The organism is uncultured Ruminococcus sp. (genome assembly GCF_937915125.1).
Lineage (GTDB): Bacteria > Bacillota > Clostridia > Oscillospirales > Ruminococcaceae > Ruminococcus_C.
The window spans coordinates 14,370-40,720 of sequence record NZ_CALDMP010000021.1; the positions used below are offsets into that span (position 1 = coordinate 14,370).

Annotated in this window: 23 protein-coding genes; 14 read left to right on the forward strand and 9 right to left on the reverse strand. The window is 50.2% G+C overall.

All coding sequences use genetic code 11. The features are described 5' to 3' along the window. Window positions 1–8: 8 nt before the first annotated feature. Genes Q0418_RS01885 through Q0418_RS01895 form a run of 3 tightly spaced genes read right to left on the reverse strand, consistent with a single transcriptional unit; the run spans window position 9 to window position 2,607 of the window. On the reverse strand, window positions 9–1,463 hold the full coding sequence (locus Q0418_RS01885) for a rhamnulokinase family protein (protein ID WP_298481848.1): 1,455 nt from the start codon (window positions 1,461–1,463) through the stop codon (window positions 9–11). Then, the gene (gene fucU, locus Q0418_RS01890; RefSeq protein WP_298481849.1) at window positions 1,463–1,903 is read right to left on the reverse strand and encodes an L-fucose mutarotase; all 441 of its coding nucleotides are present in this window, start codon (window positions 1,901–1,903) and stop codon (window positions 1,463–1,465) included. Before fucU ends, Q0418_RS01885 begins: the two co-directional genes overlap by 1 nt. Before the next feature lie 14 nt (window positions 1,904–1,917). Then, window positions 1,918–2,607 (reverse strand): class II aldolase/adducin family protein, encoded by a 690-nt coding sequence (locus Q0418_RS01895; RefSeq protein ID WP_298481850.1) that lies wholly within the window; start codon window positions 2,605–2,607, stop codon window positions 1,918–1,920. Window positions 2,608–3,064: 457 nt separating this feature from the next. Between Q0418_RS01895 and rpe the strand changes: the two genes are divergently transcribed. The 13 genes from rpe (at window position 3,065) to Q0418_RS01960 (ending at window position 19,051) form a co-directional block, all read left to right on the forward strand. Next, on the forward strand, window positions 3,065–3,739 hold the full coding sequence (gene rpe, locus Q0418_RS01900; RefSeq protein WP_367276213.1) for a ribulose-phosphate 3-epimerase: 675 nt from the start codon (window positions 3,065–3,067) through the stop codon (window positions 3,737–3,739). 69 nt (window positions 3,740–3,808) lie between these two features. Next, the gene (locus Q0418_RS01905) at window positions 3,809–4,960 is read left to right on the forward strand and encodes a putative glycoside hydrolase (RefSeq protein ID WP_298481852.1); all 1,152 of its coding nucleotides are present in this window, start codon (window positions 3,809–3,811) and stop codon (window positions 4,958–4,960) included. A gap of 19 nt (window positions 4,961–4,979) precedes the next feature. Then, window positions 4,980–5,939: an HPr(Ser) kinase/phosphatase gene (gene hprK / locus Q0418_RS01910; protein ID WP_298481853.1), complete on the forward strand. Its 960-nt coding sequence runs from the start codon at window positions 4,980–4,982 to the stop codon at window positions 5,937–5,939. A gap of 276 nt (window positions 5,940–6,215) precedes the next feature. Then, a complete protein-coding gene (murB, locus tag Q0418_RS01915) occupies window positions 6,216–7,136 on the forward strand; it encodes a UDP-N-acetylmuramate dehydrogenase (RefSeq protein WP_298481854.1) in 921 nt (306 codons plus the stop codon). Between the two features lie 34 nt (window positions 7,137–7,170). Next, window positions 7,171–8,058, forward strand: coding sequence for an RNase adapter RapZ (gene rapZ, locus Q0418_RS01920; protein WP_298481855.1), 888 nt, complete (start codon window positions 7,171–7,173; stop codon window positions 8,056–8,058). Window positions 8,059–8,072: 14 nt separating this feature from the next. Continuing rightward, complete coding sequence (gene whiA, locus Q0418_RS01925) at window positions 8,073–8,993, forward strand: DNA-binding protein WhiA (RefSeq protein ID WP_298481856.1); 921 nt, start codon at window positions 8,073–8,075, stop codon at window positions 8,991–8,993. After that, complete coding sequence (locus Q0418_RS01930) at window positions 8,974–12,444, forward strand: DNA polymerase III subunit alpha (RefSeq protein ID WP_298481857.1); 3,471 nt, start codon at window positions 8,974–8,976, stop codon at window positions 12,442–12,444. The genes whiA and Q0418_RS01930 overlap by 20 nt, the downstream gene beginning before the upstream one ends. 248 nt (window positions 12,445–12,692) lie before the next feature. After that, window positions 12,693–13,655: a 6-phosphofructokinase gene (gene pfkA / locus Q0418_RS01935; protein ID WP_298481858.1), complete on the forward strand. Its 963-nt coding sequence runs from the start codon at window positions 12,693–12,695 to the stop codon at window positions 13,653–13,655. 132 nt (window positions 13,656–13,787) lie between these two features. After that, on the forward strand, window positions 13,788–14,588 hold the full coding sequence (gene proC, locus Q0418_RS01940) for a pyrroline-5-carboxylate reductase (protein WP_298481859.1): 801 nt from the start codon (window positions 13,788–13,790) through the stop codon (window positions 14,586–14,588). A gap of 76 nt (window positions 14,589–14,664) precedes the next feature. Beyond that, window positions 14,665–15,267 carry a hypothetical protein gene (locus tag Q0418_RS01945; RefSeq protein WP_298481860.1) on the forward strand — a complete coding sequence of 201 codons (603 nt, stop codon included), beginning with the start codon at window positions 14,665–14,667 and terminating at the stop codon, window positions 15,265–15,267. A gap of 66 nt (window positions 15,268–15,333) precedes the next feature. After that, window positions 15,334–16,305 (forward strand): hypothetical protein, encoded by a 972-nt coding sequence (locus tag Q0418_RS01950; protein ID WP_298481861.1) that lies wholly within the window; start codon window positions 15,334–15,336, stop codon window positions 16,303–16,305. 144 nt (window positions 16,306–16,449) lie between these two features. Continuing rightward, window positions 16,450–16,716, forward strand: coding sequence for a 30S ribosomal protein S15 (gene rpsO, locus Q0418_RS01955; protein WP_298481862.1), 267 nt, complete (start codon window positions 16,450–16,452; stop codon window positions 16,714–16,716). A 214-nt stretch (window positions 16,717–16,930) separates the two neighbouring features. Continuing rightward, the gene (locus tag Q0418_RS01960; protein WP_298481863.1) at window positions 16,931–19,051 is read left to right on the forward strand and encodes a polyribonucleotide nucleotidyltransferase; all 2,121 of its coding nucleotides are present in this window, start codon (window positions 16,931–16,933) and stop codon (window positions 19,049–19,051) included. A 104-nt stretch (window positions 19,052–19,155) separates the two neighbouring features. Here the strand turns inward: Q0418_RS01960 and Q0418_RS01965 are convergent, their stop codons facing one another. Beyond that, window positions 19,156–19,590 (reverse strand): TM2 domain-containing protein, encoded by a 435-nt coding sequence (locus Q0418_RS01965; RefSeq protein WP_298481864.1) that lies wholly within the window; start codon window positions 19,588–19,590, stop codon window positions 19,156–19,158. Window positions 19,591–19,704: 114 nt separating this feature from the next. Here Q0418_RS01965 and Q0418_RS01970 point away from each other — a divergent pair, with 114 nt between their 5' ends. Beyond that, window positions 19,705–19,920: a helix-turn-helix domain-containing protein gene (locus Q0418_RS01970; RefSeq protein WP_298481865.1), complete on the forward strand. Its 216-nt coding sequence runs from the start codon at window positions 19,705–19,707 to the stop codon at window positions 19,918–19,920. Window positions 19,921–19,982: 62 nt separating this feature from the next. On the opposite strand, the gene Q0418_RS01975 is transcribed toward Q0418_RS01970, so the two are convergent. The 5 genes from Q0418_RS01975 to Q0418_RS01995 form a co-directional block, all read right to left on the reverse strand. Then, entirely contained in the window at window positions 19,983–20,492 is a 510-nt protein-coding gene (locus tag Q0418_RS01975) for a ferritin (protein ID WP_298481866.1), read from the reverse strand. Window positions 20,493–20,505: 13 nt separating this feature from the next. Beyond that, on the reverse strand, window positions 20,506–23,163 hold the full coding sequence (locus Q0418_RS01980) for a YfhO family protein (protein WP_298481867.1): 2,658 nt from the start codon (window positions 23,161–23,163) through the stop codon (window positions 20,506–20,508). Continuing rightward, on the reverse strand, window positions 23,147–23,581 hold the full coding sequence (locus Q0418_RS01985) for a hypothetical protein (protein ID WP_298481868.1): 435 nt from the start codon (window positions 23,579–23,581) through the stop codon (window positions 23,147–23,149). The genes Q0418_RS01980 and Q0418_RS01985 overlap by 17 nt, the downstream gene beginning before the upstream one ends. Window positions 23,582–23,590: 9 nt before the next feature. Continuing rightward, a complete protein-coding gene (locus Q0418_RS01990) occupies window positions 23,591–23,902 on the reverse strand; it encodes a hypothetical protein (protein WP_298481869.1) in 312 nt (103 codons plus the stop codon). A 175-nt stretch (window positions 23,903–24,077) separates the two neighbouring features. Then, window positions 24,078–26,171 carry a glutamine synthetase III gene (locus Q0418_RS01995; protein WP_298481870.1) on the reverse strand — a complete coding sequence of 698 codons (2,094 nt, stop codon included), beginning with the start codon at window positions 26,169–26,171 and terminating at the stop codon, window positions 24,078–24,080. Between the last annotated feature and the right edge of the window lie 180 nt (window positions 26,172–26,351).

Sequence of the window (26,351 nt, forward strand, 5' to 3'; positions counted from 1 at the left end):
CCCTCACTTTATTTTATCATTGTCAGAAATTTTGAATAGAGTTGATCCGGAAACTGTTCCTGCTCATAGGTCTGCATTTGTTCGGATGCTGCAATGCAGTTCCGGGCATCCTCCGGGGATGCAATGGCACCCATAGCAAGCAGCTGAATGGCAGCATTGCCGTAGACTGTGGCTTCAATGGGCCCTGCGATCACCGGACGCTGGCAGAAATCTGCCGTCAATTGACAAAGCAGGCGATCTTTTGTACCGCCTCCCACCAGATGGATCACCGGGTAGTGTTCGCCGGTGCATTCTTCCAGTTCATCCAGTGCCTTGCGGTATTTCATGGCAAGGCTTTCGTAGATGCAGCGGAATACGGCTCCCGGTGTTTCCGGGACAGGCTGACCGGTTTTCCGGCAGTAGTCCTGCACTCGTACGGGAATATCACCCGGCGGTGTAAATACCGGATCGTCCGGATCGACAAAACAAGCCGAACCGTGAGCTTCCACAGCCATTTTTTCAATGTCTGCAAAGCTGTAATTCTGTCCTTGTCGTGCATATTCCCGGCGTGCCTCCTGGATCATCCACAAACCGATGATATTTTTCAGAAATGTCACTTTTTTGCCGTAGCCCACTTCGTTGGACAGTCCCAGTGCTGCCGCCTGTTCCGTCAGAATTGGCGTATCGCATTCCGTACCAAAGAGCGACCATGTGCCGCAGCTCAGAAAAATATGTTTGTCTGTCTTAGCCGGTGCGGCAAAGGCAGCGCATTGGGTATCGTGACCGCAGACGGCTGTCACCGGAATGGGCGGCAATCCCAGACGGTTCTGGATTTCTTCCGAGAGAACGCACTTGCTGCTGCCGCTTTCAGCGATATCCGGCAGAAGCGTCACAGGGATGTGCAGCTGTTCCAGCAATGCGGTATCCCATGTGCCTGTCTGTGCAGAAAGCATCTGGGTGGTGCTGGCGATGGAACGCTCTGCGGAGATCGTTCCTGTCAGCAGATAGGCAAACAGATCCGGCATAGGCAGCAGCTTTTCACATCCGTCAAAGCCCTCAATATCCCGCTGGCTCATGAGCTGAAAAAGGGTGTTGATGTCCATGATCTGGGTGCCAGTGCGGCGGTAGAGTTCTTCCGGCGGCAGTTCCTGCGTCAGCTTTGCAGCATAACCGCAGCTCCGGCTGTCACGGTAGTGCCGGGGATTGTCTATGAGGTTACCATCTTTATTCAATAGCCCATAGTCCACGCCCCAGGTGTCGATGCCGATGCTTTCATAGGGTGCGATCTGGTACGCTTTCTGAAGGCCTGTTTCCAGTTCTTGCATCAGCTGCGGTACATTCCAGTACAGCATTCCGTCTTTGGAAATCGGCTCATTGACAAAGCGGTGAACTTCCTGAAGCTGTATGGTTTTGCCATCATAGGCTGCCAGCATGGCACGACCGGAAGAAGCACCGAAGTCCAATGCCAGTACATAATGTTTCATCAGGCTTCCTCCGGTATCACGACGCCCTTTTTCAGAAGAATATTGGCATAAATTGCGGTTTCTCCTGTGGCAATGACTGCATAAGCATTCCGGGCGCGCTCGTAGAATGCGAAACGTTCGATGTATTCGATCTTGCATCGTTCCGGTTCTTCAGCGGAAATGATATCCTTGTAGGTGTCCCAGATGGTAGGCACCACTGGGTCACCGGGAACGACTTCCATGAGTCCCACGGGCTTTTCGGTGTAGGCATCCAGCGGGAAAAACTGCATGACAGCGCGCAGGATTTCCGGTACGCCGTGACCGTCCAGACGCACCAGCCGTTTTGCAATGGCTGCGCCGGGGAAGTTGCCGTCTGCAATAACGATCTCATCACCATGCCCCATTTCCATGAGGATCTTCAGCAGATCCGGCGTGAGAATGGCAGGAATATGTTTCAGCATGAAAGATCCTCCTGTCAGTTTTGACCGTTGGGGTATTTTTTATAACCCGGATGCTTGCCGGTGACGCCGTATTGTGCACGCATATTGCACAGGCGGTCGATATTTTCCCTGGAAATCTCCTGGGCACCGCCCAGGAGGTGTGCGTTCAGAGAAATCTTTGCAAACAGTTCCAGGGTTTCCATGCGGTAGTAAGCCGTGATCAGATCTGCGCCCACAGTCAGTGCACCGTGATTTTGGAGTAACATGACATCGTGTTCCTGCAAATACGGCTTGATTGCCTCGGGTACTTCGTCTGTGGAAGGTGTGCCGTAGGGCGTCACCGGTACAGAACCGATGGCAATGACGGATTCGATCATGGTGTATTCATCCAGCGCCTTGTTAGCCACGGCATATCCGGTGGCAGTCGGCGGATGGGCATGGAGCACTGCGCCGACATCGGGACGCTCCCGATAGCAGCACAGGTGCATTTTGATTTCCGAAGAGGGACGCAGACCCGATGCACCCTCCAGGACCTCACCCTTGTCGTTGATCCTGACCAGCTTGTCCGGGGTAATGAAGCTTTTGCTCATGCCAGTGGGAGTGGCGAAAAAGGTGCTGTCCTCCAGCTTGACAGAAACGTTGCCGTCATTTGCGGCGACCCAGCCAAGCTGCCACATTTTATGGCAGATATCACAAAGCTGTTCTTTGATTTCCTGTTCGTTCATATACAACCTCCTGGCGTAAGAACCGGTGAGCCGGTTCTGAGATTTCGGGCATTGCCGCAGCGTTTTGGCATGCCATATTTATTATACAATTTTTTGATGGAATTGTCCAGCTTTTTCAGCAGAAATTTACATTTCATCTGATGGAACGGGGAAAGTATGAACTTTCAGACATAAAAGTCCCGAAAAATAGGGACATAACTACTTCAGATGCACAGTTTTACGGACAATATCAGCTTTTTTTATCTACCAGGAGATAGAAACAAAGAATGCGCCGGAATCACAGAGAATCGGCTGGAAGTCTGAAAAAAATCCTTTGTTCCGGAAAAAACGCTATTGACGAAATACCGGATTTATTATATAATGTTCATAGGAAACGATTTTGCTGAGAAAATGGGACAACGTTTTTACAGGAAAAATTCACTTTTGACGAGAGGAGCGATACGGCACTTTGAAACATGTGCAGATCTCTGCGTCGATTCTGAGCGCAGATGTGGCAAATTTGGCGGCAGTAACTGTCGGTCTGGAACGCACCGGACTGGATATGCTGCATTTTGATGTTATGGATGGACAATTCGTGCCGAATATTACCTTTGGAATGCCGGTTTTGGCGGCAATTGATCAGTGCACCAATCTTTTTATGGATGTGCATCTGATGATTAAGGATCCGCTGCGCTATGCAGAACAGTTCGTAAAAGCAGGCGCAGATCTGGTGACATTTCACCTGGAGAGCGATAGCGACCCGGTACTGACCATTGAAGCCATTCATGAAGCTGGTGCAAAGGCAGGTATTGTCCTGAAACCCGGCACGCCCTGGGAGGAGGCAATTCCGTATCTGGAAATGGTGGAAGTCGTTCTGGTCATGACAGTTGAACCGGGCTTCGGCGGACAGTCATTCCTCTGGGATATGGTGAAAAAGGTTGAAGCACTGCGGAATTATGCTCGTGTGCACCAGCTGAACTATCAGATCGAGGTGGATGGGGGTATCAACGCCGAGACAGCACCTCATGTACTGCGTGCCGGCGCAGAAATTCTGGTGATCGGCAGCTATTTGTTCCGCCAGGCAGACCCACGTGCTGCTATGGAGGATATCCGTGCTGAGGCAGATCGGCTGTATAACGAGACATATGCATAGGGATTTTTGCATATTATTTTTGATTCCAATTCACATTTTACCTGTACAAAGGTTTGAGGGGGAACAAATATGCAGTCCAGAAAACAGCCCAGGGTGCATAAATATTCCAGAAAGCGCCGGCGCTCTGCAACGGGCCCCGGCAGAACTCTGCTTTCTATCGGGTTTACATTTCTCATTGCTGGTGCAGTGGGCGTAGTGGGGTACAGCATTGCAAAGCCTATTTTGCAGTATGCCGGCGGTGATACGTCCCAGACGAGTGCGGCGGAGACAACGCTTTCTGCTGTCGATACAACGACTTCTGTGACGGAATTTGCCGCTGCCGGAACTACGTCTGCAACGGCGGCAGAAACGTTGGCACAAGCTGTCCAGGGCGGCGAAGGCGTTCGACTTTCGGCATCTGCGCTAAAAAGCAAGGCAGCATTGACACAGGCATTGGAGCAGGCGAGGGAAGAAATGCCGGAGGGAAAGATTCTGGTCATTCCCTTGAAGCTCCAGGGCGGCGCTGTCCTGTACGAGACACAGTCCGGACTGGCAAAGCAATGCGGTGCGGCGCAGGGTGCGCTGACGTTGTCGGAAATTGTCGCTGCGGCAGAGGAACAGGGCTGGACACCGGTGGCGGAGTGCAGTCTGCTGTATGACAATTTATTGCCGGATGCAGATGCACAGGCAGGCTATCTGGTGACAGACGGCAGCCGCTGGCTGGACAACAAAAAGGAAAACGGCGGTAAGGCTTGGGCAAGTCCTTTCAGCGAAGTGACTTTAGGTTATCTGAAGGAACTGACACAGGAAATTGCCGGAGCAGGCTTTGCACAGATCTGGTGTACTGACGTGATCTTTCCCCAGTTCCGGCAGTCAGACCTGAACTATATTGGGGAATCGGTACAGAGCGCCGACCGGAAGGATGCCCTGGTGCAGCTGGTCAATCAGCTGGCGGATACTGCTGGTACTGTCCCGGTACTGGTGGAAGTGGATGCTGCCGGTGCGGCGGCAGGAACGGAAGAAGTATTTGACCCGGATGCTCTGGAGGTTTCCGGGGTTGTGCTGGATCTGGGGACAGATGTACAGCAGGGAGAGGATGTTCTGCAAAAGGTAACCCGGGCTGCACAGGAGATGTCTCTGTGGATTACTGCAGAAGCGGTGGGGGTTTCCGGGGAAATGGAACAGCTGGTTTCGGATTTTTCCCTTTCCGGGTGTGTACTTTATGCAGAAATGACTGAATAACAGAAAAGGAGTGATCGGTATGGCCGGAAAATTTACGGTATCATTAGCCGAGATTATTAAGGAATTTCATTTGGAGACCATTTACATGCCGAAAGACCCGGCAGAGATCCTGATCGATGAGAACGATGTCACTCGTCCGGGATTGCAGCTCATGGGGTTTTATGAGTATTTCAACCCGGAACGGATGCAGATCATCGGCAAGATGGAGTTTGCATATCTTTCCACCATTGACGAAGAGACCAGAACCCAGCGTCTGGATGCTCTGATGTCCCGGCACATCCCGGCACTGATCATTGCCCGGGAACTGCCGTATTTCTCAGAAATGCTGGATCTGGCGGAAAAGTACAGCGTGCCGCTGCTGCGGAGCAAGGAGAGTACTTCCAACTTTATTTCCGGTCTGATCGCATTCCTGAATCTGAATCTGGCGCCAAGAATTACACGGCACGGAGTACTCATTGAGATCTACGGCGAGGGCGTGTTTATTACCGGTGAAAGCGGCGTAGGTAAGAGCGAAACTGCCATTGAGCTGGTAAAGCGAGGTCACCGCCTGGTGGCAGACGATGCGGTGGAGATCCGCAAGGTATCCAATATCAGTTTGGTAGGTAGCTCGCCGGATAATATCCGTCACTTTTTGGAACTGCGTGGTATTGGCATCATCAATGCACGCCGCCTGTTCGGTATCGGTGCCGTCAAAAATACAGAAAAGATCGAACTGATCGTAGAAATGGAACAGTGGAATCCAGAGAAGATTTATGACCGCATGGGTGTGGATACCCAGTTTGCCACCATTCTGGGTGTTAAGGTGCCAATGCTCACCATTCCGGTAAAGCCCGGCAGAAACCTTGCCGTGATCCTGGAAGTTGCAGCCATGAATAACCGTCAGAAGAAGATGGGATACAATGCCGCTACGGAACTGCTGGATCAGCTGGGACTGGATATGGAGTCCAAGGAAGTCGTTAAGGACTATGACGCATTTTAAGGAAACACTGATTGAATCTGGTGCGCAGATTGCGCGGTCAGATTTTTCGTCGGATGAAACAAAAAGCGCAGTGAATACTTTGTGTATTCACGAGCATTTTTGTGAAATATGACGGAAAATATGCAAGCAAGATGCGTGCCAAGCCGCAAGGCGTGATTGAATCAGTGATTCCTTAAATTTTAGAGCTCTGAACATGCTCTGATTTCATACGATAAACCCAAAGACTCTGTGCCAGCGGACATGCGGCGGGAGTCTATAGGAGTTGGAGACAAAATCATGAATAATTGGCATGAACTCACTGCGCTTTGCGAGACTTGCGGCTGCAGTGTTCAGTATGCAGAACCGCTCCGGAATCACACGACATTTCGGATCGGCGGCGCCTGCGGTGCGTTTGTGAACGTAAACAGTACAGAAACGCTGCGCCGGGTGCTCGGTCTCTGCCGTGACCGGAACTATTCCTATACCGTCATGGGAAACGGCAGCAACATTCTGGCTGCGGACAGCGGCTATGCAGGCGTAGTACTCCATCTGGGAAAGGATTTCTCAGAGATCACCCTGGACGGCACACAGCTGCATTGCCAGGCAGGTGCGACTCTGGCAAAGATCGGAAAGTTTGCCCTGGAGGAATCCCTCACCGGTATGGAATGCCTGGCAGGGATTCCGGGGACCATAGGCGGCGCACTGTATATGAACGCCGGTGCCTATGGCGGCGAAATGGCAGATGTGGTCGTTTCGGCAGAATATATGCAGCCGGACGGAACGGTTGTTGTCATGTCACGAGAAGAAATGGAGCTGGGCTACCGGAAGAGCGTTTTCCGGGGCAATGACGGCATTATCGTGGGCGTCACACTGGAACTGCGTCCGGGGAAATACGGCGAGATCAAAGACGAGATGGATTCCCTCATGGGACAGCGCCGTGCAAAGCAGCCTCTGGAGCTGCCTAGCGCCGGCAGTACATTTCAGCGTCCGGTGGGAAACTATGCGTCCTTTCTGATCGATCAGTGCGGTCTGAAGGGTGCCAGCGTGGGGGATGCACAGGTCAGTGTCAAGCACGCCGGATTTGTAGTCAATACCGGAAAAGCCACCTGTCAGGATGTGCTGGAGCTGTGCGATTTTGTCAAGCAGACTGTGTTGGAGAAGACTGGATATCAGTTGGAATTGGAACCGGTGCTGCTGGGCGACCAGGCGAAAGGGTGAAAATCAATTCTGAAATAGAAAGGGATGTGGAAAAATGCAGGAAGATACAAAGATGCATGTGGTGGTAGTGACCGGTATGTCCGGCTCGGGGAAATCGGTCGTCATGGATGTTTTAGAGGATATCGGGTATTATTGTATTGACAATCTGCCGCCGCAGCTCATAGGAAAATTTGTGGAGATCTGCCGGGAGTCGGAGAATCATTTCCGGAAGCTTGCCATTGCGGCCGATCTGCGCTCCGGCGATATGTTCACGGATGCCTATCGTGTGCTGCTGGAACTGGAACGCCAGGCAGATCTGGATGTGAAGATTCTCTACATTGAGGCAGAAGATGAGGTCATCATCAAGCGCTATAAGGAGACACGCCGGAAGCATCCCCTGGACGAACGTTTCGGGGGCTGTCTGCACAATGCCATTGCCTATGAACGGGAACAGCTTCTGCGTGTGAAGGGGCTTGCTGACTACTATCTGGAGACATCCTATTTTTCCGCTTCCCAGTTGAAAAAACAGATTCGGGAGATTTTTCTGGACAATTCCACAGATTCTCTGTCCATCAAGGTGACTTCTTTTGGATTCAAATACGGTGTTTCTACGGAATCCGACCTGGTGTTTGACGTGCGCTGTCTCCCGAATCCCTATTATATCGAGGAACTGCGTGCTCATACCGGTTGTGAAAAGTGCGTGCAGGAATATGTCATGTCCTTTGAACAGTCCCAGACGCTTATGGCAAAGATCAAGGATCTGCTGGATTTTCTCATTCCGCTCTATATTCAGGAGGGAAAGAGCCGCCTTGTCATTGCCTTCGGTTGTACCGGAGGAAAGCACCGCTCCATTACCTTTACAGAATTGATCGGGGAATATCTGATCTCCAAGGGAATGCACGTTGTAAAGCAGCATCGTGATATCGGAAAGGATCGTCCCTGAGGAGGGAATCACCCATGTCGTTTTCAAATGATGTCCGGGAGGAAATTGCAAGAAGTATTACCGACCGGGATCGGCAGTTTGCCTGTCTCTACGGTGTACTGCTCTATTGCCGGACGTTTACGGAAAAACAGATTGTGTTGCAAAGCGAAAGTCCAGTATTTGCACGGCTGATGCCTACGCTGTTTCATTCTGTGTTCCGGACGGTGCTCCAGCCGGATGTCCGCACAGTCGCACGAGGCGGCGCACAGTCCATGGTCAGCTTCACAATCACGGAGCCCAGGCAGATCGCCAAGATCTGTGAAACGTATCATATTCACCCGGAAAAACGGGAGATACGGCTTTCCAATCTGGTCAACAATAGTCTCAGTGCCTTTCTTGCCGGAGTATTTTTTGGCTGCGGCAGTGTGATGGATCCCAATAAGGAATACCATCTGGAATTCAACACGCCATCAGAATTGCTCTGCACAGATCTGCAAAAGCTTCTGGGCAGCATCGGTGTCAGTGGCGGCCGGATCCTGCGGAAACAGATGTATGTGCTGTACATCAAGGACAGTGAGCACATTGAGGATACGTTGACCTATATGGGTGCACAGCAGTGCACCATTGAATTGATGAATATCAAGATCCGCAAGGATATGCGCAACAAGGCGAATCGTGTCCGCAACTGCGACGAAGCCAATATCAATAAAGTGGTCAGCGCTGCCATGCGGCAGACGGAGGATATCCGTTGGATCGTGAAATGCGGTCAGATGGATACCCTTTCTCCGGAACTGCGGGAGCTGGCGGAGCTGCGCCTGGAAAACCCGGAGCTGAGCCTGAAAGAACTGGGGGAACTGCTGTCTGTTCCCATCGGCAGATCCGGCGTAAACCATCGTTTTCAGAAAATAGCCGCCATTGCAGAGGAGTTGAGAAGCCGTGCCGTCCATACCAAATGATGCATTTGTGCATTTGCATGTGCACAGTGAGTACAGTCTGCTGGACGGTGCCTGCCGTATCCAGCAGCTGGTGGAACATGTGAAGTCGCTTGGACAGACGGCAGTGGCGCTGACGGATCATGGCGTCATGTACGGCGTGATGCCCTTTTACCATGCGGCAAAGGCTGCCGGGATTCATCCGGTCATTGGCTGTGAGGTCTATGTGGCACAGCGGACGCGGCACGACCGGGAACATCGTCTGGACGGCAAAAGCTATCACCTGATCTTGCTCTGCGAAAACTTGCGGGGTTATCAGAATCTGGTGAAGCTGGTGTCGCTTGCCAGTCTGGAAGGCTTTTATCACAGACCCCGTGTGGACTGGGAACTGCTGTCCCGGTACCATGAGGGTCTGATTTGTCTGTCCGGATGCCTTGCCGGGGAAATCCCAAGAATGCTGTCAGAGGGGAATTATGACGGTGCGAAATCGACAGCGCTGCGCTATCAGCAGCTGTTCGGGGCAGGGAATTACTATCTAGAGATACAGGATCACGATATTGCCGAAGAACGCCGGAATCTGCCTCTTTTGCTGCGTCTTTCCCGGGAAACGGGAATTCCTCTGGCGGCAACCAATGATGCTCATTATATCCGGAAAGAGGATGCGGAAATGCAGCATGTGTTGCTGTGTGTCCAGACCGGCAAAACGGTGGATGATCCCGATGGTATGCATTTTGAGACAGATGAGTTCTATCTGAAATCCACAGAGGAAATGGCATCGCTGTTTTCTGCTGTGCCGCAGGCGGTGACCAATACGGCTGCCATTGCGGCACGCTGTCAGGTGGAATTTAAAACGGGGCATATTTATCTCCCGAAATTCACCATGGAGGGTGTGACGGATTGTCAGGCGTTTTTTGTACAGCTCTGCCGGGACGGACTGCGGCGGCATTACGGCGATCATCCGTCTCAGGAGGTGCTCCAGCGGATGCGGATGGAGATCTCTGTCATTACCCAGATGGGCTATGTGGATTATTTCCTCATTGTGTGGGATTATATCCATTATGCCAGAAATGCCGGGATCCCCGTAGGTCCCGGACGTGGTTCCGGTGCAGGGAGCCTCTGCGCCTATTGTATGGGCATTACCCAGGTTGACCCCATCCGCTATCATCTGCTGTTTGAACGCTTTCTCAATCCGGAACGTGTGAGTATGCCGGATTTTGACGTGGATTTTTGCGTTGAGGGAAGACAGAGGGTCAAGGAATACGTCATTTCCCGATATGGGACAGACCATGTGTCGGAGATCATTACGTTCGACCTGATGAAAGCACGTGGTGCTGTCCGGGATACAGGCCGTGCCATGGGGATATCCTATGGTCTGTGCGATAAGATTGCCAAGTCCATTGATTCCAGAAGTACCATTGCCCAGGCAATGCAGGGCAGCGATGGGGAAGAACTGCGAAAGCTGTATGAATCAGACGCCAATGCAAAAAAATTGATGGATATGGCAATGCGTCTGGAGGGAATGCCTCGTCACGCCTCTACCCATGCGGCAGGGGTACTCATTTCCGCAGTGCCTATTACAGATCTGGTGCCTTTGCAGAAAAATGATGAGACTGTGGTGACCCAGTATCCCATGCAGGTGCTGGAATCCATGGGACTTCTGAAGTTCGATTTTCTCGGTCTGCGAAACCTGACGATTATCCGGGACTGCATCCGGACAGTCCACCAGTATGAACCGGCATTTGAGATTGACAAAATTCCGCTGGACGACCCGGATGTGTATGCCATGATGTCTCGTGGGGATACCACAGGCGTGTTCCAGTTTGAAAGCGCCGGGATGCGCCATGTGCTCATGCGGCTTCGTCCCACTTGTCTGGAAGATCTGACGGTTGCTCTGTCCCTGTATCGTCCGGGACCCCGCATGTCCATTGACAAATATCTGGAAAACCGCCGCCATCCGGAGAAGATCACCTATGTCCATCCGTTGCTGGAACCGATCCTGAAACCTACCTATGGCTGTATGATCTATCAGGAACAGGTCATGGAGATATGCCGGACGCTTTCGGGATATTCCTATGGACGGGCAGACATTGTGCGGCGTGCCATGGCAAAGAAAAAACAAGCTGCCATGGAGCAGGAACGGCAGGTATTCCTCTATGGCAGTGATGGCTCTGATGGCAGCACGCCCTGCTGCGGCGCTGTGGCAAACGGCGTTCCGGCAGAAACGGCAAATGCCATTTTTGATGAGATTGCCGGATTTGCATCCTATGCATTTAACAAGTCCCATGCGGTTGCCTATGCGCTGCTGGCATATCAGACGGCATATCTGAAATATCACTATTTTGCAGATGATATGGCGGCGCTTCTCACCAGCGTCATGGGCGAAACGGGAAAGCTTATGGAATATCTGACAGCGTGCCAGAGTGCCGGCGTGCGTGTGCTGCCGCCCCATGTCAATGAAAGCACAGCGGTGTTTGCACGCTATGGGGAGCATATCCGTTTCGGGCTGCTGGCGGTGAAAAATCTGGGACGAGGTCTCATTGATGCCATTGTGGCGCAGCGGCAGAAAGAGGGAAACTTTACCGGCATTTCGGACTTCTGCCGCCGGGTACTGCCTTTCGGACTGAACAAACAGGCACTGGAAAGTCTGATTCTCTGCGGTGCGCTGGATGGGCTGGGACTGAACCGCCGACAGATGTTTGAAAATCGGGAGCAAATTCTGGCGGAATGCCGGGAGGAACGGAACAGCATTGTTACCGGTCAGCTGAATCTCTTCGGCGGTGCAGAACAGACGCCGGTGCAGGAGAGAGTGATCGCACCTGCGCCGGAATATTCGCCGGAGGATCTGCTGCGGATGGAGCATGACAGCATGGGATTTTATCTGTCAGGGCATCCTCTGGATCATGTGCAATGGCTCAGCCGGCTGTTTCATGCTCAGAATGCTTTTTCCTTGTCCGAGCAAAAGGACGGCATGCGTGTGATCCTGTTCGTGACCTTGCAGAATGTCAAACGGCATGTAACAAAGCAGGGAGATACTATGTGTTTTCTCACCTGTGAGGACCGCACCGGGACGGCGGATTGCGTGGTATTCCCATCTTTGTATCCGGCTGTGCGTGCCAAGCTGGAACGGGATGCAGTGCTCTGTGTCCGAGGAAAAATTGCCCAAAAGGAAGATACTGTCAGTGTCCTCTGTGACAGTATTCTTACGGAGGAGGAATTGCTGCGGACGCTGCCCCAGGGACGGCTGTGCATCAAGCTGGATTCCCGGCAGCCGGAACAGATGCAGCGTGCTCTGGCACTGGCGGCGGAATTTCCCGGGGAAACCCCGCTTTGCTTTTATCTGCTGGATCAGAAGCGCATGATCTCTCCGCGCAGCGGTCAGGCGGTCGCTGTCACAGAAGCCTCGTATGCACGCTTTTGTGAGACTTTTTCGGCGGAGCAGGTGGGTATGATCCAGGCACAGTCGAAGAAGTGTTGATGAAATGGGGAATCGAAAGCTTATCTTATATGATGATCGTCAAAATATGGGAAAAATCATGATTTTTTCTGTGAGATGATGGAGAATACTTGTTAATTTTTTCGAAAACCACTTGACAAAAGAAGAAATATCAGTATAATGAAATAGGAATGGAATGGCTTCCGGCTTGCGTGAAAAATAGCTGTTTTCGGCGAAATGTAGGTCAGCCGTTTCAATTTTTTGCCGTGCGGCGGAATGGAGTATACGTTATGATTAAAACGATTGGTGTATTAACAAGCGGCGGCGATGCGCCGGGCATGAATGCAGCAGTGCGTGCCGTTGTTCGTACTGCATTGAAGAAGGGTATGACAGTTTACGGCGTAAAGCGCGGCTACTGCGGTCTGATCGATGATGATCTGGAGCAGATGGACGAGCTGAGCGTTGCAGGCATTATCAAACAGGGCGGTACAATGCTCTATACAGCAAGAAGCGCAGAATTCCGGACAGAAGAGGGCGTATTAAAGGCAAAGGAAACTTGTGAAAAGCATGGTCTGGAGGGTCTGGTAGTCATCGGCGGCGACGGTTCGTTCCGCGGTGCAGCGGATCTGTCGGCACATGGTATTCCGTGCGTGGGTCTGCCGGGTACCATTGACAACGACATTGCCTGCACAGAATATACCATTGGCTATGATACAGCAATGAATACTGCAATGGAACTGATGGACAAGCTGTCTGATACCAGCCAGTCGCATTATCGCTGCTCCGTTGTAGAAGTTATGGGTCGCGGCGCAGGCTATATTGCAGTGAATACTGGTGTTGCTTCCGGCGCTTTGGAGATCATTACAAAGGAAATGCCTTATGATCTGGATAAGATCGCAAAGAAGATGCTGGAATTCAAGGCAAGAGGCAAGCAGAACTTCATCATTGTTGTAGCGGAGAATGTAGGTCATGCAGATGAGATTGCAAAGCTGCTGCAGGAAAAGACTGGTATCGAATCACGTTCTACCATTCTGGGTCATGTACAGCGCGGCGGTTCTCCTACAGTTCGTGACCGTGTGGCTGCAACTGAAATGGCCTACTATGCAGTTGAACTGCTGGAGCAGGGAATCGGCAACCGTGTAGTTGGTATGCAGGCTGGCAAGGTCGTTGACTTCGATATTCAGGAAGCACTGTCTATGTCCAAGCCTTATGACGAAAAGCTGCACCATATCGCAGAAGACGTTGCATTCTGATTGATACGATAATGTATTCCAGGGGTGGACTCGCTTGAGGTGAGTCTGCCCTTTTTTGATGCTTGATTTTTTGGGGGATTTGTAGTATAATAAATATATTATATATTTTTTGAAGAAAGAAGGATACATACCATGAAAACCATTGGTTTTTTGGGCGTTGGCAATATGGGCAGTGCCATTTTAAAAGGCATTGCCGGGAGCAGTCTCCGGGGTGAAACAACGCTTTTTGCATACAATCCTACGGAGGCGAAGGTGGATGCGCTGGCAGCTTATGGGGTAAAAAAATGCACCAACGAAGCAGAGGTCGCAGGGGTTAGCCAATACCTGTTTCTGGCAATCAAACCTCAGAAGTTTGAAGAAGTGTTGCCTCGCATTGCAGATGCCGTGACGGAAAAAACGGTGCTCATCTCCATTGCTGCCGGTATCGGGGCGGACTATATCCGGAAGTTGACGAAGCCTTTTGCAAAGGTGGTTCTGGCAATGCCCAACACGCCGCTTTTGCTGGGCGTCGGGGCGACTGCCCTGGCGAAGGACGATTCCGTGACGGAGGAGGAGTTCGCCGTCGTGCGTCAGATTTTTGACTCCTGCGGTATGACGGCAGTTGTTGCACCGGAACAAATGAAGGAGATCATTGCCATTAACGGCAGCAGCCCGGCGTTTATCTATTTGTTTGCAAAGGGGTTTCTGGACTATGCTGCAAAAGCCGGTCTGCCCGAGGAATCAGCCAAGGATTTGTTCGTGCAGTCCCTGATTGGTTCGGCGAAAATGATCACGGAGTCTGGCAGCACGATCGATGAGCTGATCCGTCAGGTGTCCTCGCCGGGTGGTACGACACTGGCTGGACTGGATCGGTTTTATGCCGGAAAGCTGACGGAAGTGGTGGAGGATGCCTGTGAACACTGCACCAAGCGTGCCTACGAGCTGGCGAAATAAGTTCTAATACAATAGCAGAACGCATAGGCTTTAGCAGAGATACAAGCCAATCTGCAAAGCAAAGGAGCGGTCTGCTATGATCCGAAAACGGACAACACTTACCACAAGCGAAAGGAAACAGCGGTTATTTTTATTGCTCTTCGGCGTCATTTTGCTGGGAGCAGCCGGCGGCGTTTTATTTCTGCTGCTGAAACAGCAGGGGACATCCTTCGGCTGGACACGCATTGCCGGGACATTTTTTCAGGCGGAACAGACTGTGCCTGCACTTTGTTCCCAAGCGGTGGGCGGTGCAGTGATCTTCCTGCTGTGTCTGTTCTTTCTGGGCTTTTCTGCCATTGGACAGCCCGGCGCCATGATTACTCTGCTGGCATACGGCTTCTGCATGGGCGGTGCTCTGAGCATCCAGTGCAGCGCCGGGAATCCAGTGTTGCGCAGTATATGTCTGCTGCCCTATTTTGTGCCGGTTTCGGTGCTGATGGTCATCGCCACCAGGGAATCCCTGCGGTTTTCGGGATTGTTCACAGCATTCGGATTCCGGGATGACCCGGCAGATCAGATGTACCACCAGTTCCGGATGTATTGCGCACGGTTTACTGTGCTTCTGGTTTTTCTGCTGCTGATCGCAGCACTGTATAGTCTGGCGTTCTATGGAATATCCACTGCCGGACAAACGAAGTAAAAATGTGTAGATAGGTTGGATAGCTTGTTTACAGCAGGACTTTTTAAGGAAAGGAATTTATTGTCTATGGGTCTTTTTGGTGGGAACTATGAGCGTGCCGGCGCAGGAATTGCGAAAAATGCGCCGAAGAAAAAAGGCTTTTTTCGCTTTATGGAAATTTTCGTGCAGAAGTTCTGGAAACTGCTCGAACTGAACGTGATCTATTTTCTGTGCTTTGTGCCGCTTTTAGGTGCTGTTGCACTCTATCTGACCATGCGGTCCACACTTGGATTGGTGTTGGCGGTGATCTGTTTGTTGGCGTTTGTGGTGCTCATCGGCCCGGCTACAGCGGCGCATACGAAAATATTGAAAAACTTTTTTATGGAAAAGCCGACATTTTTGCTGCATGACTTTTTGCGTACCATGCGCTCGGAATTCAAGCATTCCGTTGTTGTGGGGATGCTGGATTGTCTGCTGGTGTGCTGTATCAGCGCTGCATTTTATGTATACCCTCAGCTGATTGAACAGACAGGCAGCAAGGTGTATTACGTATTCTTTGCCATTACCCTCAGCATCGGTCTGATCGCACTTCTGATGAATTTTTATATTTTTCTCATGATGATCTCCACGAATCTGTCATTGAAAAATGTCCTGAAAAATTCTCTTGCCCTGGCAGTGGTAGCGCTGAAAAAGAATGTGATCACGCTGCTGATCGTGGGTGCTGTTGTGGCAGTTTTCGTGCTGGTGTTTGTCTTTGTCGATATCAAATATTCTCTGATCCTGCTGTTCCTGCTGCCGTTTATGCCGGCATCCTGGCTGGGATTGGTCGTTGTGATGCAGTGCTATCCGGTGATCCAGAAGTACATCATCAATCCGTACTATGAGCAGCGCGGCGAAGTGAATCCGGAACTGATGCAGTCTGTTTCATCGGAGGAAGAGGCTGTTTTCGAAGATATGGGCGGCAAGGAGAAGCCCATTGAACCGGCAAAAAAGGCGAAGAGTGGAAAATCCGGTGGAAAAGGCTCGTCCAGAGGACATAAGGGGAAGATTATTTCCTAATTCACAAAAAAAATACTTTACAAACTGCTGAAAATGTGGTATAATACTCTTTGTCATGTACTTGGATTTTGGAGTAAGCCCGGAACGGGAAGTCACCTGCCTTTTTCTATGTGTATGACGAAATATTTAATGAGGTGAAAGAACATGCTGTTGAAGGAAGAAAAAACCGAAATTATCGAAAATAACCGTACCCACGAGAACGACACTGGTTCTCCGGAAGTGCAGATCGCCATTCTCACCAAGAGAATCAACGACCTGACTGCACATCTGAAGACACACAAGAACGACCATCACTCCAGAAGAGGTCTGCTGAAGATGGTTGGTCACAGAAGAAACCTTCTGAACTACCTGAAGAAGAAGGATGTTAACCGTTATCGTGCTACCATCGAAAAGCTCGGTATCCGTAAGTAAGATTTGTAAAGTGGAAAAGGCAGTACAGAGCGATGGCCTCTGTCTGCCTTTCTGTGTATCGTTATGACATCGATTTCAGCAGCAGTTGCTTTAGCAGGAAGCCGTGGCTTTCATTGCTGTGGAATTCAGGGCTTTTTGCTAACGCTGCTGCGCATCTCTAGGCATTGGGTGCAGCTTTTGAGATGCAGAAATCGGGAAAGGAATTTGGAAAATCATGTTTGAAAACGTACAGAAATTTGAAACGACCTTTGCCGGCAGACCACTTGTGGTAGAAACCGGAAAGACCTGCGAACTCTCCAATGGTTCGTGCTGGGTGCGGTATGGCGACACTGTTGTGATGGCAAATGTCACTGCAAGTGCAAAACCCCGGGAAGGCATTGATTTCTTCCCGCTGTCGGTGGATTATGAAGAGCGGATGTACTCCGTGGGCAGAATCCCTGGCTCTTTTACCAAGCGTGAGGGAAAGCCCTCGGAAAAGGCGATCCTGACCTCTCGTATGGTGGATCGCCCCATCCGTCCGCTGTTTCCGAAGTCCATGCGCAATGATGTTTCCGTTGTTATGACCGTTCTGGCAGTGGATCCGGACTGCTCACCGGAGATCACCGGTATGATTGCAACTTCCATCGCCATTTCCATTTCAGATATTCCGTGGAACGGTCCGATTGCCGGCATCAGCGTAGGTCTGGTGGATGGTGAGATCATTCTGAACCCGACTCTGGAACAGCGCCAGCACAATGACTTGCAGCTGACTGTTGCGGGAACCAAGGACAAGATCGTCATGATCGAAGCCGGTGCCAACGAAGTACCTGAGGATACCATGCTGAATGCCATCCTCACAGGCCATGAAGAGATCAAGAAGATCGTTGCCTTTATTTCGGATATTCAGGCGAAGATCGGCAAGGAAAAGTTTGCATTTGAAGCCCATGAGGTTGATCCGGAGCTGTTCGGGAAAATTGATGCTATGGTGCACGAACAGGTGGAATATGCGCTGGATACCAACGATAAGAATATCCGTGAGGCTCGTCTGCGTCCCATTGAAGATGCTGTACACGAAGCATTTGACGAGGCATGCGGCGAAGAGATCGGCATGATCGATGAATGCCTGTATCTGATCCAGAAGAAAATTGTCCGTGCATGGCTGTATGAGGGCAAGCGTGTTGACGGACGCAGCATTGATGAGATCCGTCCCCTGGCAGCAGAAGTCGGCTTGCTGCCCCGTGTACACGGAACAGGTTTGTTTACCCGTGGTCAGACGCAGGTACTCACTGTGGCAACCCTGGGTCCTGTCAGCGACAGCCAGAAGCTGGACGGACTGGACGAAGAGACATCCAAGCGGTATATGCACCAGTATAATTTCCCGTCCTATTCTGTAGGCGAGACAAAGCCCAGCCGTGGACCTGGACGCCGTGAGATCGGTCACGGTGCTCTGGCAGAGCGTGCTCTGGTGCCGGTTCTGCCGTCAGTCGAGGAATTCCCCTATGCCATGCGTCTGGTGTCCGAGGTGCTTTCCTCAAACGGTTCCACGTCTCAGGCATCCATCTGCGGCTCAACGCTGGCACTGATGGACGCAGGCGTGCCCATTAAGGCACCGGTTGCTGGTATTTCCTGCGGACTGATCACACTGCCCGACAGCGATGATTTCATGACCATGGTGGATATCCAGGGACTGGAAGATTTCTTCGGCGACATGGACTTCAAGGTGGGTGGTACCAAGAAGGGTATCACTGCCATTCAGGTGGATATTAAGGTAGACGGTCTGACGCCGGCGATTATTCAGGAAGCCTTTGAAAAGACACGGAAGGCTCGTCTGTACATTCTGGATGAGATCATGCTGAAGGCAATTCCGGAGCCGAGAGCATCTGTTGGTGAGTATGCGCCGAAGATGATGCAGATTCAGATTCCTGTGGATAAGATTCGGGAAGTTATCGGTCAGGGCGGCAAGGTGATTCAGAAGATCTCTGCGGACTGTGATGTCAAGATCGATGTCAACGAGGATGGACATGTCTTTATCAGCGGCATCTCCCAGGATGGCTGCCGGAAGGCATATCAGATCATTGAGACGATTGCCATCGATCCGGAGGTCGGCTCGATTTATAAGGGCAAGGTGGTTTCCATCAAGCCGTTCGGTGCGTTTGTAGAAATTGCGCCAGGCCGTGACGGTTTGGTACATATTTCCAAGCTGGACAAGGAACGAGTAGAACAGGTGGAGGATATTGTTTCCGTCGGCGATGAGATCATTGTCAAGATCATGGAGATCAAGGACGGAAAGATCAGCCTGTCCCGTAAGGATGCTCTGGAAGAGCTGGAGGCTCGTCGGAAGCAGGCTCAGGAATAAAGAGATATAACCCCAATAGAATATGCATTGAGAAAAGCGCTGTGTGAACGGATGAAGTTCGCACAGCGCTTTTTGCTTGGAGAAATATAGAGATGTAGAATGAATCAGACATAATATGGGTTTGGTTTGAACAGCAAGACGATAAAATCGATCAGTGCACCAATGCCAAATAAACCAGCTGTGAACAGGTATAAGATGCCCATTCCGATTTTGCCCTCATAAAATTTGTGTCCTCCGAGCACACCGAGGAAAAAGCAAAGAGCCAAAGCAACCCACTTGTTTTTTGCTTTGCCGCCGCGCCCGCCGTTATTATTAACATTAGTGTTTGTATTTGTGTTGATATTATCGTTATTGATAATAATTTGAGGTTGAGCTGCGTTGTTTTTACTGATGTCCTCAACCTGTCTGCCGCATAGTGTGCAGAGTACAGCATCCTCCGGGATTTTTCCACCGCAATGCTTGCAGAACTTCATTTTTTGCTCCGGCTGTGTTGCAGGCTGCGAAACAGCGGTATTTGTTGAATTGTTGTTTTCTTCCATGAAAAACATCCTTTCTATCATATGATACTTTATTATAGCACGTTTTGTTCTAAATGTCAATAGAATAATTCGTGCTAGCATAAAATAATACTCATATAGAAAGGGTGGTATTTTATGCAATATGTACGAATTCGAAATTTAAGGGAAGATATGGATTTGACACAGACCGACATGGCAAAGGTGCTGTTCATCAGCCAGCGCACCTATAGCTATTATGAATCCGGGGGACATGATATTCCCACGGAAATTCTGGTGCGGCTGGCGGATTTCTATGATGTTTCCGTGGATTATCTGTTGGGGCGGACGGATAAAAAGGCAGTAAACCGATAAAAAAGCACCCGGGAGAAATGTCTCACCGGATGCGGTAAAATAGTATCAATGTAGGATGTCCATCACAGTACCAATGAAGGTGCAGAGTAAACACGTGCCCCGAGTTCACTGTTCAGCATGTACAGACCTTTGGCATCTGAGCCAAACAGTTCCATCTTTGTGATCAGATCAGCGGCATTTTTCTCTTCTTCGCCCTGTTCTTTGACGAACCAGTCCAGCAGCTGCATGGTGCGGAAATCCTTCTTCTCAAAGGCAGCTGCATAAATGTTGTTGATGAGGGAAGTCACATACTTTTCGTGCTTCAGTCCTGCCTTCAGAGGTGCCATATTGTCCGTCAGGTCGCAGTCCGGTTTTGCAATTGCCTCCAGTGTGACCTTTTCACCATTGTTTTGCAGGTACTGGTAAAACAGCATTGCGTGATCCCGTTCCTCCTGTGCCTGGATTTTGTACCAATTTTCGAATCCGTCCAGACCAACGGATGCATAATAATTTGCAAACTCCAGGTAGAGGTATGCCGAATAAAATTCCTTGTTGATCTGATCATTGATCAATGCAGATACGTTCTGATCCATAAGAAACACTCCTTTATTTTTTCTGCGGACAGGGGATCTGTCCATTTTTGATTATAGCACTTTTTTCGGAAATGTCAAGGCAATACCGCAATTTTTTTCGATTCCGGCGGTGCAGACAGGAAACTGTCAAGTTCCCCAGAAACCACAGCAGAGTAACGGCAATTCCAACGGCAGAAACTTTTTTTCCGATGGAAAAGCAAGGGGCAGTATAAGTGAGCCGGATCTGATGACTGCCGGCAGAAATGGGAAAGCCGATGAAGTCCGTATCTGTGGGATAATATGCTGTTTTCGTACCGTCAACGAGGATCTGAAAGCCGGTATCATAGGGCATGGACAGTACGAACCAGCCATCCTCTTTGACCTGTATATTTCCCTCCATGGTGTCGTCCCCAAGGGTATCATGTTTTAGTTCCCACGGGTCAGTCCGTTCTGCTGCCTGTTCCAGAATATCATAGTCCATGGCATACATGGCGAAATCGGAGATCACATAGTCACCTGCGGAAAATTCAAATGTCAATTTCTGAATGGGATCGGCGGAAGATAGTGTGTACTGGAAATCGTTGTTCCGGTTCTGATATTTCCATGACGGATCGGTCAGCTTGTTGCGGATCCCGTTGACAGAAATTGTGACATCTCCGGTGGTAGAACCGTTTCCCAGGTGGTTGTTGACGTGGAATTGGAGCAGAAGCATGGCGTCCATGGGTTTCTTCAGTGTGACTGTGATAGTAAATGCCTCTTTGCTGTGGATGTAATAGCCTTCTCCCACATCGGTAATTTGCGCTGGGTCAATGCCCTCCGCGTCATAAGTGGGACACACTTTTTTGATTCCGTCCGGCAGTTTGGAATTTAAGTGAGGTGCATCGGATAGATCGGACTCGGAGACCACCGCATTTTCCAGAAAAGCTTCCAGCTGGTCGGGATATCCCAGGGAACGCAGCGTTTCTTGGGTCATGACGTATGGCGTGGCAAATCCGATAGAATATGCCAGCGTGTTTTTATAAAGAAGGTAATCGCCTTTTTGTGCAAGGAATTCCATGCCATAGCGGGTGATGGGTTTTTGTGTGATGATGTACTTTTCACCCATGAGAAGTCCAAATACAGGATTTTTGGATTGGATAATCATCGCAGCGTTCCGGATGCTGTTTTCATTGCATGTCTGCTTGAAGTAAAAATCGGAAAAGGACTTGTTATGGATGGAGGAATAGACAGAACTGCGGTAATAGTCAGCACCCCAGATGCGGTTGACGGTATCGCCTGCGTGATATTCGTTGGAAATGCGGTAAAAAGATGGGTCGTCTTTCGTGAGTGTATCCACCAGTTCCTGCATTTCCTCCGAATAAACCACATCCAGATCTTGCTTTTTCATGTAGCTATCTCCCAGATTTACGGTAAGACAGGCGGTGATGCTGAAAACCAGGGTGGGGATCAGGATTAACAGTTGTTTCTGTTTTCGGGTATACAAAAAGAATGCCAAAAGCATGCACATGCCATCCAGCATGGTTCCCATCCGCTCGTAATCTGTTCCGTCATGCATCAGGAGTCCCAGCCCCAAAAGCAATGCAAAGAGAATCAGCGTTTGTTTTCGGGCAATCTGCCGGGCACGCAGTTCTGTGAAAAAGAATCCGCACAGCAGCAGAAGCAGGGGAAGAAGGGGAATGTATGCCTTGGGGTCCAGGTACATGGTACCGTTCATGACATAGAGAATCATTGGAAGGCAAAGCAGAACAGCAAACGCAACTGCAAGAAAGCGATAGGATCTTTTTGGAAAACAGAGTATGGCTGCTATTGCCAGAATGCAAATGGATGTCATACCGGTGGAAAAGGGACTGTAGGTCAGATAGCGCAGGTGAATGCCCGGAAGAAGAATCTGCCAGAGGGAGGTACTGCTGTCCGCATCTCGTCCGCTGAGCAAGGTCATGGCAACCGGTAGGAGAAAAAAAGCTGCAATGGCTGATGCCAGAAGCAGATGTGCTGTGATTATGCCAAAAGTACGCAATACTTGCCGCAGGGCATGTACCTGGTGTTGATGAATGGTCAGAAACAGGGCGTAGAGAAGCAGCGTGAAAAACGCACCCACGCTAAAAAAGAAACTGGTGAGCAGAATGCAGACTGCCGCAAGGACAAGTTGGAGACTGCATCGCTTTTCCAGCGCTCGGTGTACGGCGAATAATCCCCAGAAGAGAAATGGAAAGTAGATGACAAACATAATGTGGTGGTGGCTGTGGAAGATCACAGGCGAAGCCAGAAGATACAATACTGCAAGCAGAAAGGCGGTGTTCCGGCGAAACCATTTGTTCAGCCAGAAATAACAGAGAATGCTGCTGAGCAGCGTCAGAAGGATGCTGGAGATTTGGATATATGCTGCCATGGAAATACCCGGAAATGCATAGGAGAGCAGGAAAATAGGGCTGTACAGCCCATAATAGGCGAAATTGAAAATGTTCTGTCCGCCGCCCAGATGCATAGCAAAATTCGGAAACCAATTCCCAGTGGCATAGAAACGAGTGCGAAAATATTCCGGAATGGCAAAGTGTTGATTGCTCCAGTCTGTCTGCGCACCGTAAACACAGTCCGGATGTATCAGAAAAATCAAGCCTATGACTGCACACAGAATCAACGCCAGACAGCCGCAGTGCACGAAAATGGCTTTTCTTTCACGTTTTAAATTCATGCTCTGTGCCTCCTCGGATCTCTGTCCACATTTCATAGGGATTCATATGAGAAAGTGCATCTGCTGTTGCAGTCTGGGATGTGTAGAGGGATAAAAGGGATTCTTTCCCCAGTAAATCTTCCGCAGAAATGGGCGTCAGCGTATCCTGCACATCCGGCAGAACCGCGGCCCGATAGTATTTCCCAAAGACATACAGCGGCATTTGCAGCCCGTTGGCATCATAAACAGCGGTTACCAGCTGATGGGTCATTTTGTGGTGGATGTGTCCATATTCCCCGGCGGCGTTGTGTGTCACAATATCATCCCATGGCTGATAGGTAATGATTTTATCCAGATCCGCTTGCAGCTGTGTGCGGATATGCATCCAGTTATCCCGTTTCCCGGCAGTTTTGTCGGGGTAGGAGAGGATCAGACCCACATTGCCGGTTTACGCCATGACGGATTGGAATTCTTTGGCGCGTGTTTCATTAGTGCCGTTAGTGATACAGACCACCAGATAGCCGCTGTCCAGCAAATGGGCACCGCCCCAAAGGGTTTCATCATCCGGGTGGGCAACGATCATCAGATGCTTTGTATCAGACAGATCCAGTGCCGCAAGATCGGTATCTGTAAGAGGAGGGATGGAATAGGCACGGCAACTGCATATACCTGTCCAAAGACCATACAGGCTGCATAAGATCATGCAAACAACCAGAATGCCTGCAATCCATTTTTTGATATTCTGACTGAGACACTTCATGTAAAACGATACTTCCTTTGCTGTGGTATCTGTTGTATTATACATACAACAGTTTAGGAATAGTATAGCATAGCAGCCGATGTTTGTCAAGAGAAAATGCAAAAAAGCATCCCGGACATTCCATAAGAAAATCCGTGATGCTTTCTTTGAGATTGGAGGTAAACCTTTCTCAGAGTTATACGTTGAAGATAATATCGCTGTATGCCGGTACAGGCCACTTCTCAGAGGGTGTGATGACTTCCAATGCATCTACAGCAGCACGAAGTTCATCCATTACCGGGATAACGTCATAGCGATAGGACTTTGCCATATCCAGAATGCAAGAATCCTTTGCTGCAGCGGCAGCAGTTACTTCTTCCAGCTTTGCAGTCGCATCATAAGCCTTCTTAGTCAGTTCGCTAACCTTAGAAGCCAGATCCTTTTCTACGCAGGCGCAGATATCCAGGCTGCTCTTGGCGTTGATCATATCGCACAGTTCCTTGGAATATGCCAGACAGGTCGGAACATATTTCTTCTTTGCCATATCGATCATGGTCAGAGCTTCAATGTTGATGGTCTTTGCATAGTTCTCCAGCAGGATCTCAACACGGGCATCAATTTCTGCCTTGGAGAGTACGCCGAACTTCTCCAGCAGAGCCACGTTCTTCGAATCAGAATAGTGCGGAACGCAGTCTACAGTGGACTTATAGTTCGGCAGACCGCGCTTTTCAGCTTCTTCTACCCATTCCTGAGAATAGCCGTTGCCATTGAAGATAACACGCTTGTGTTCCTTGATGATAGTAACCAGCAGTTCCTTCAGCTTTTCGTCGAACTGATCTTTCGAAACGCCTTCCATCTTGTCAGCAATCTCACACAGTTCGCCGGCAACAATGGCATTCAGCAGCGCATTCGGGCAGCCGATGTTATCGGAAGAACCAACCATACGGAACTCAAAGCGGTTACCAGTGAAGGCAAACGGAGAAGTACGGTTACGGTCAGTGGAATCCTTCGGAAATGCCGGCAGGGAGTCAACGCCGATCTCGAATACCTTGGACTCACTCTTATAAGAGGTGCCAGCTTCCAGTGCGTCCAGAACGCCCTGAAGTTCTTCACCCATAAAGATGGAGATAATTGCCGGCGGTGCTTCGTTGGCACCCAGACGATGGTCATTACCAGCGGAGGAAGCACTGATACGGAGCAGATCTGCATATTCATCAATGCCCTTGATGACAGCACAGAGGAATGTCAGGAACTGCATATTTTCCATAGGTGTGGAACCGGGATCCAGCAGGTTCTGACCGTCATTTGTACCCATAGACCAGTTGTTGTGCTTACCGGAACCGTTTACACCATCGAAAGGCTTTTCGTGCAGCAGGCAAACCAGACCATGCTTCAGGGCAATTTTTTCCATGACTTCCATTGCCAGCTCGTTCTGGTCAGTGGAAATATTGGTTGTGGAGAATACCGGTGCCATTTCGTGCTGTGCCGGTGCAACTTCGTTGTGCTTTGTGGTAGCGAATACGCCGACTCTCCACAATGCTTCGTCCAGATCAGCCATGAAAGCAGCAATACGAGGCTTCAGGTTTGCAAAATACTGATCCTCCAGTTCCTGCCCCTTCGGCGGCATTGCACCGAACAGGGTTCTGCCGGTCATGATCAGATCCTCACGCTGATCGTACATCTTCTTGTCGATGAGGAAGTATTCCTGTTCCGGACCTACGGTAGAGGTGACCTTTGTTGCGGTGGTGTTGCCGAACAGACGCAGGATACGGATTGCCTGTGTGCTCAGGGCATCCATGGAGCGCAGCAGGGGAGTCTTCTTATCCAGTGCTTCGCCGGTGTAGGAAACGAATACTGTCGGAATATACAGGGAACCTTCCTTTACAAAGCAGTAGGAAGTGGGATCCCATGCGGTATAGCCTCTTGCGGAACAGGTCTCACGCAGACCGCCGGACGGGAAAGATGAAGCATCCGGTTCACCTTTTACCAGCTCTTTGCCGGAAAAGTTCATAATTACCATGCCGTTGTCTGTGGGGCTGATGAAGGAATCATGCTTTTCCGCAGTGGAACCTGTCATCGGCTGGAACCAGTGGGTATAGTGTGTTGCACCGTGCTCGATTGCCCAGTCTTTAATGGCATTTGCCACAACATCCGCATAGGTGGGATCCAGGGGTGTACCCATTTTACGGGTCTTGGTCATAGCCTTATAAACCGGCTTCGGGAGTCTTGCCTTCATGACCTCGTCATTGAAGACGTCGCATGCGAAGAATTCTGCAACATTTTTGGACATGATAATAACCTCCTAAAAATAAAAAGCATTTTCATGGTTTAACACAATACAAACTGCTGTATCGGCTTAGTCATGGAAACGCCTTTGTTTCACGTATAATCTCACTCGTCTCAACAATTGTCCAGGAACGCAGTGTCCCACGGGAACGGCCAAACCTGCGATCCGATTGAATTGACATTA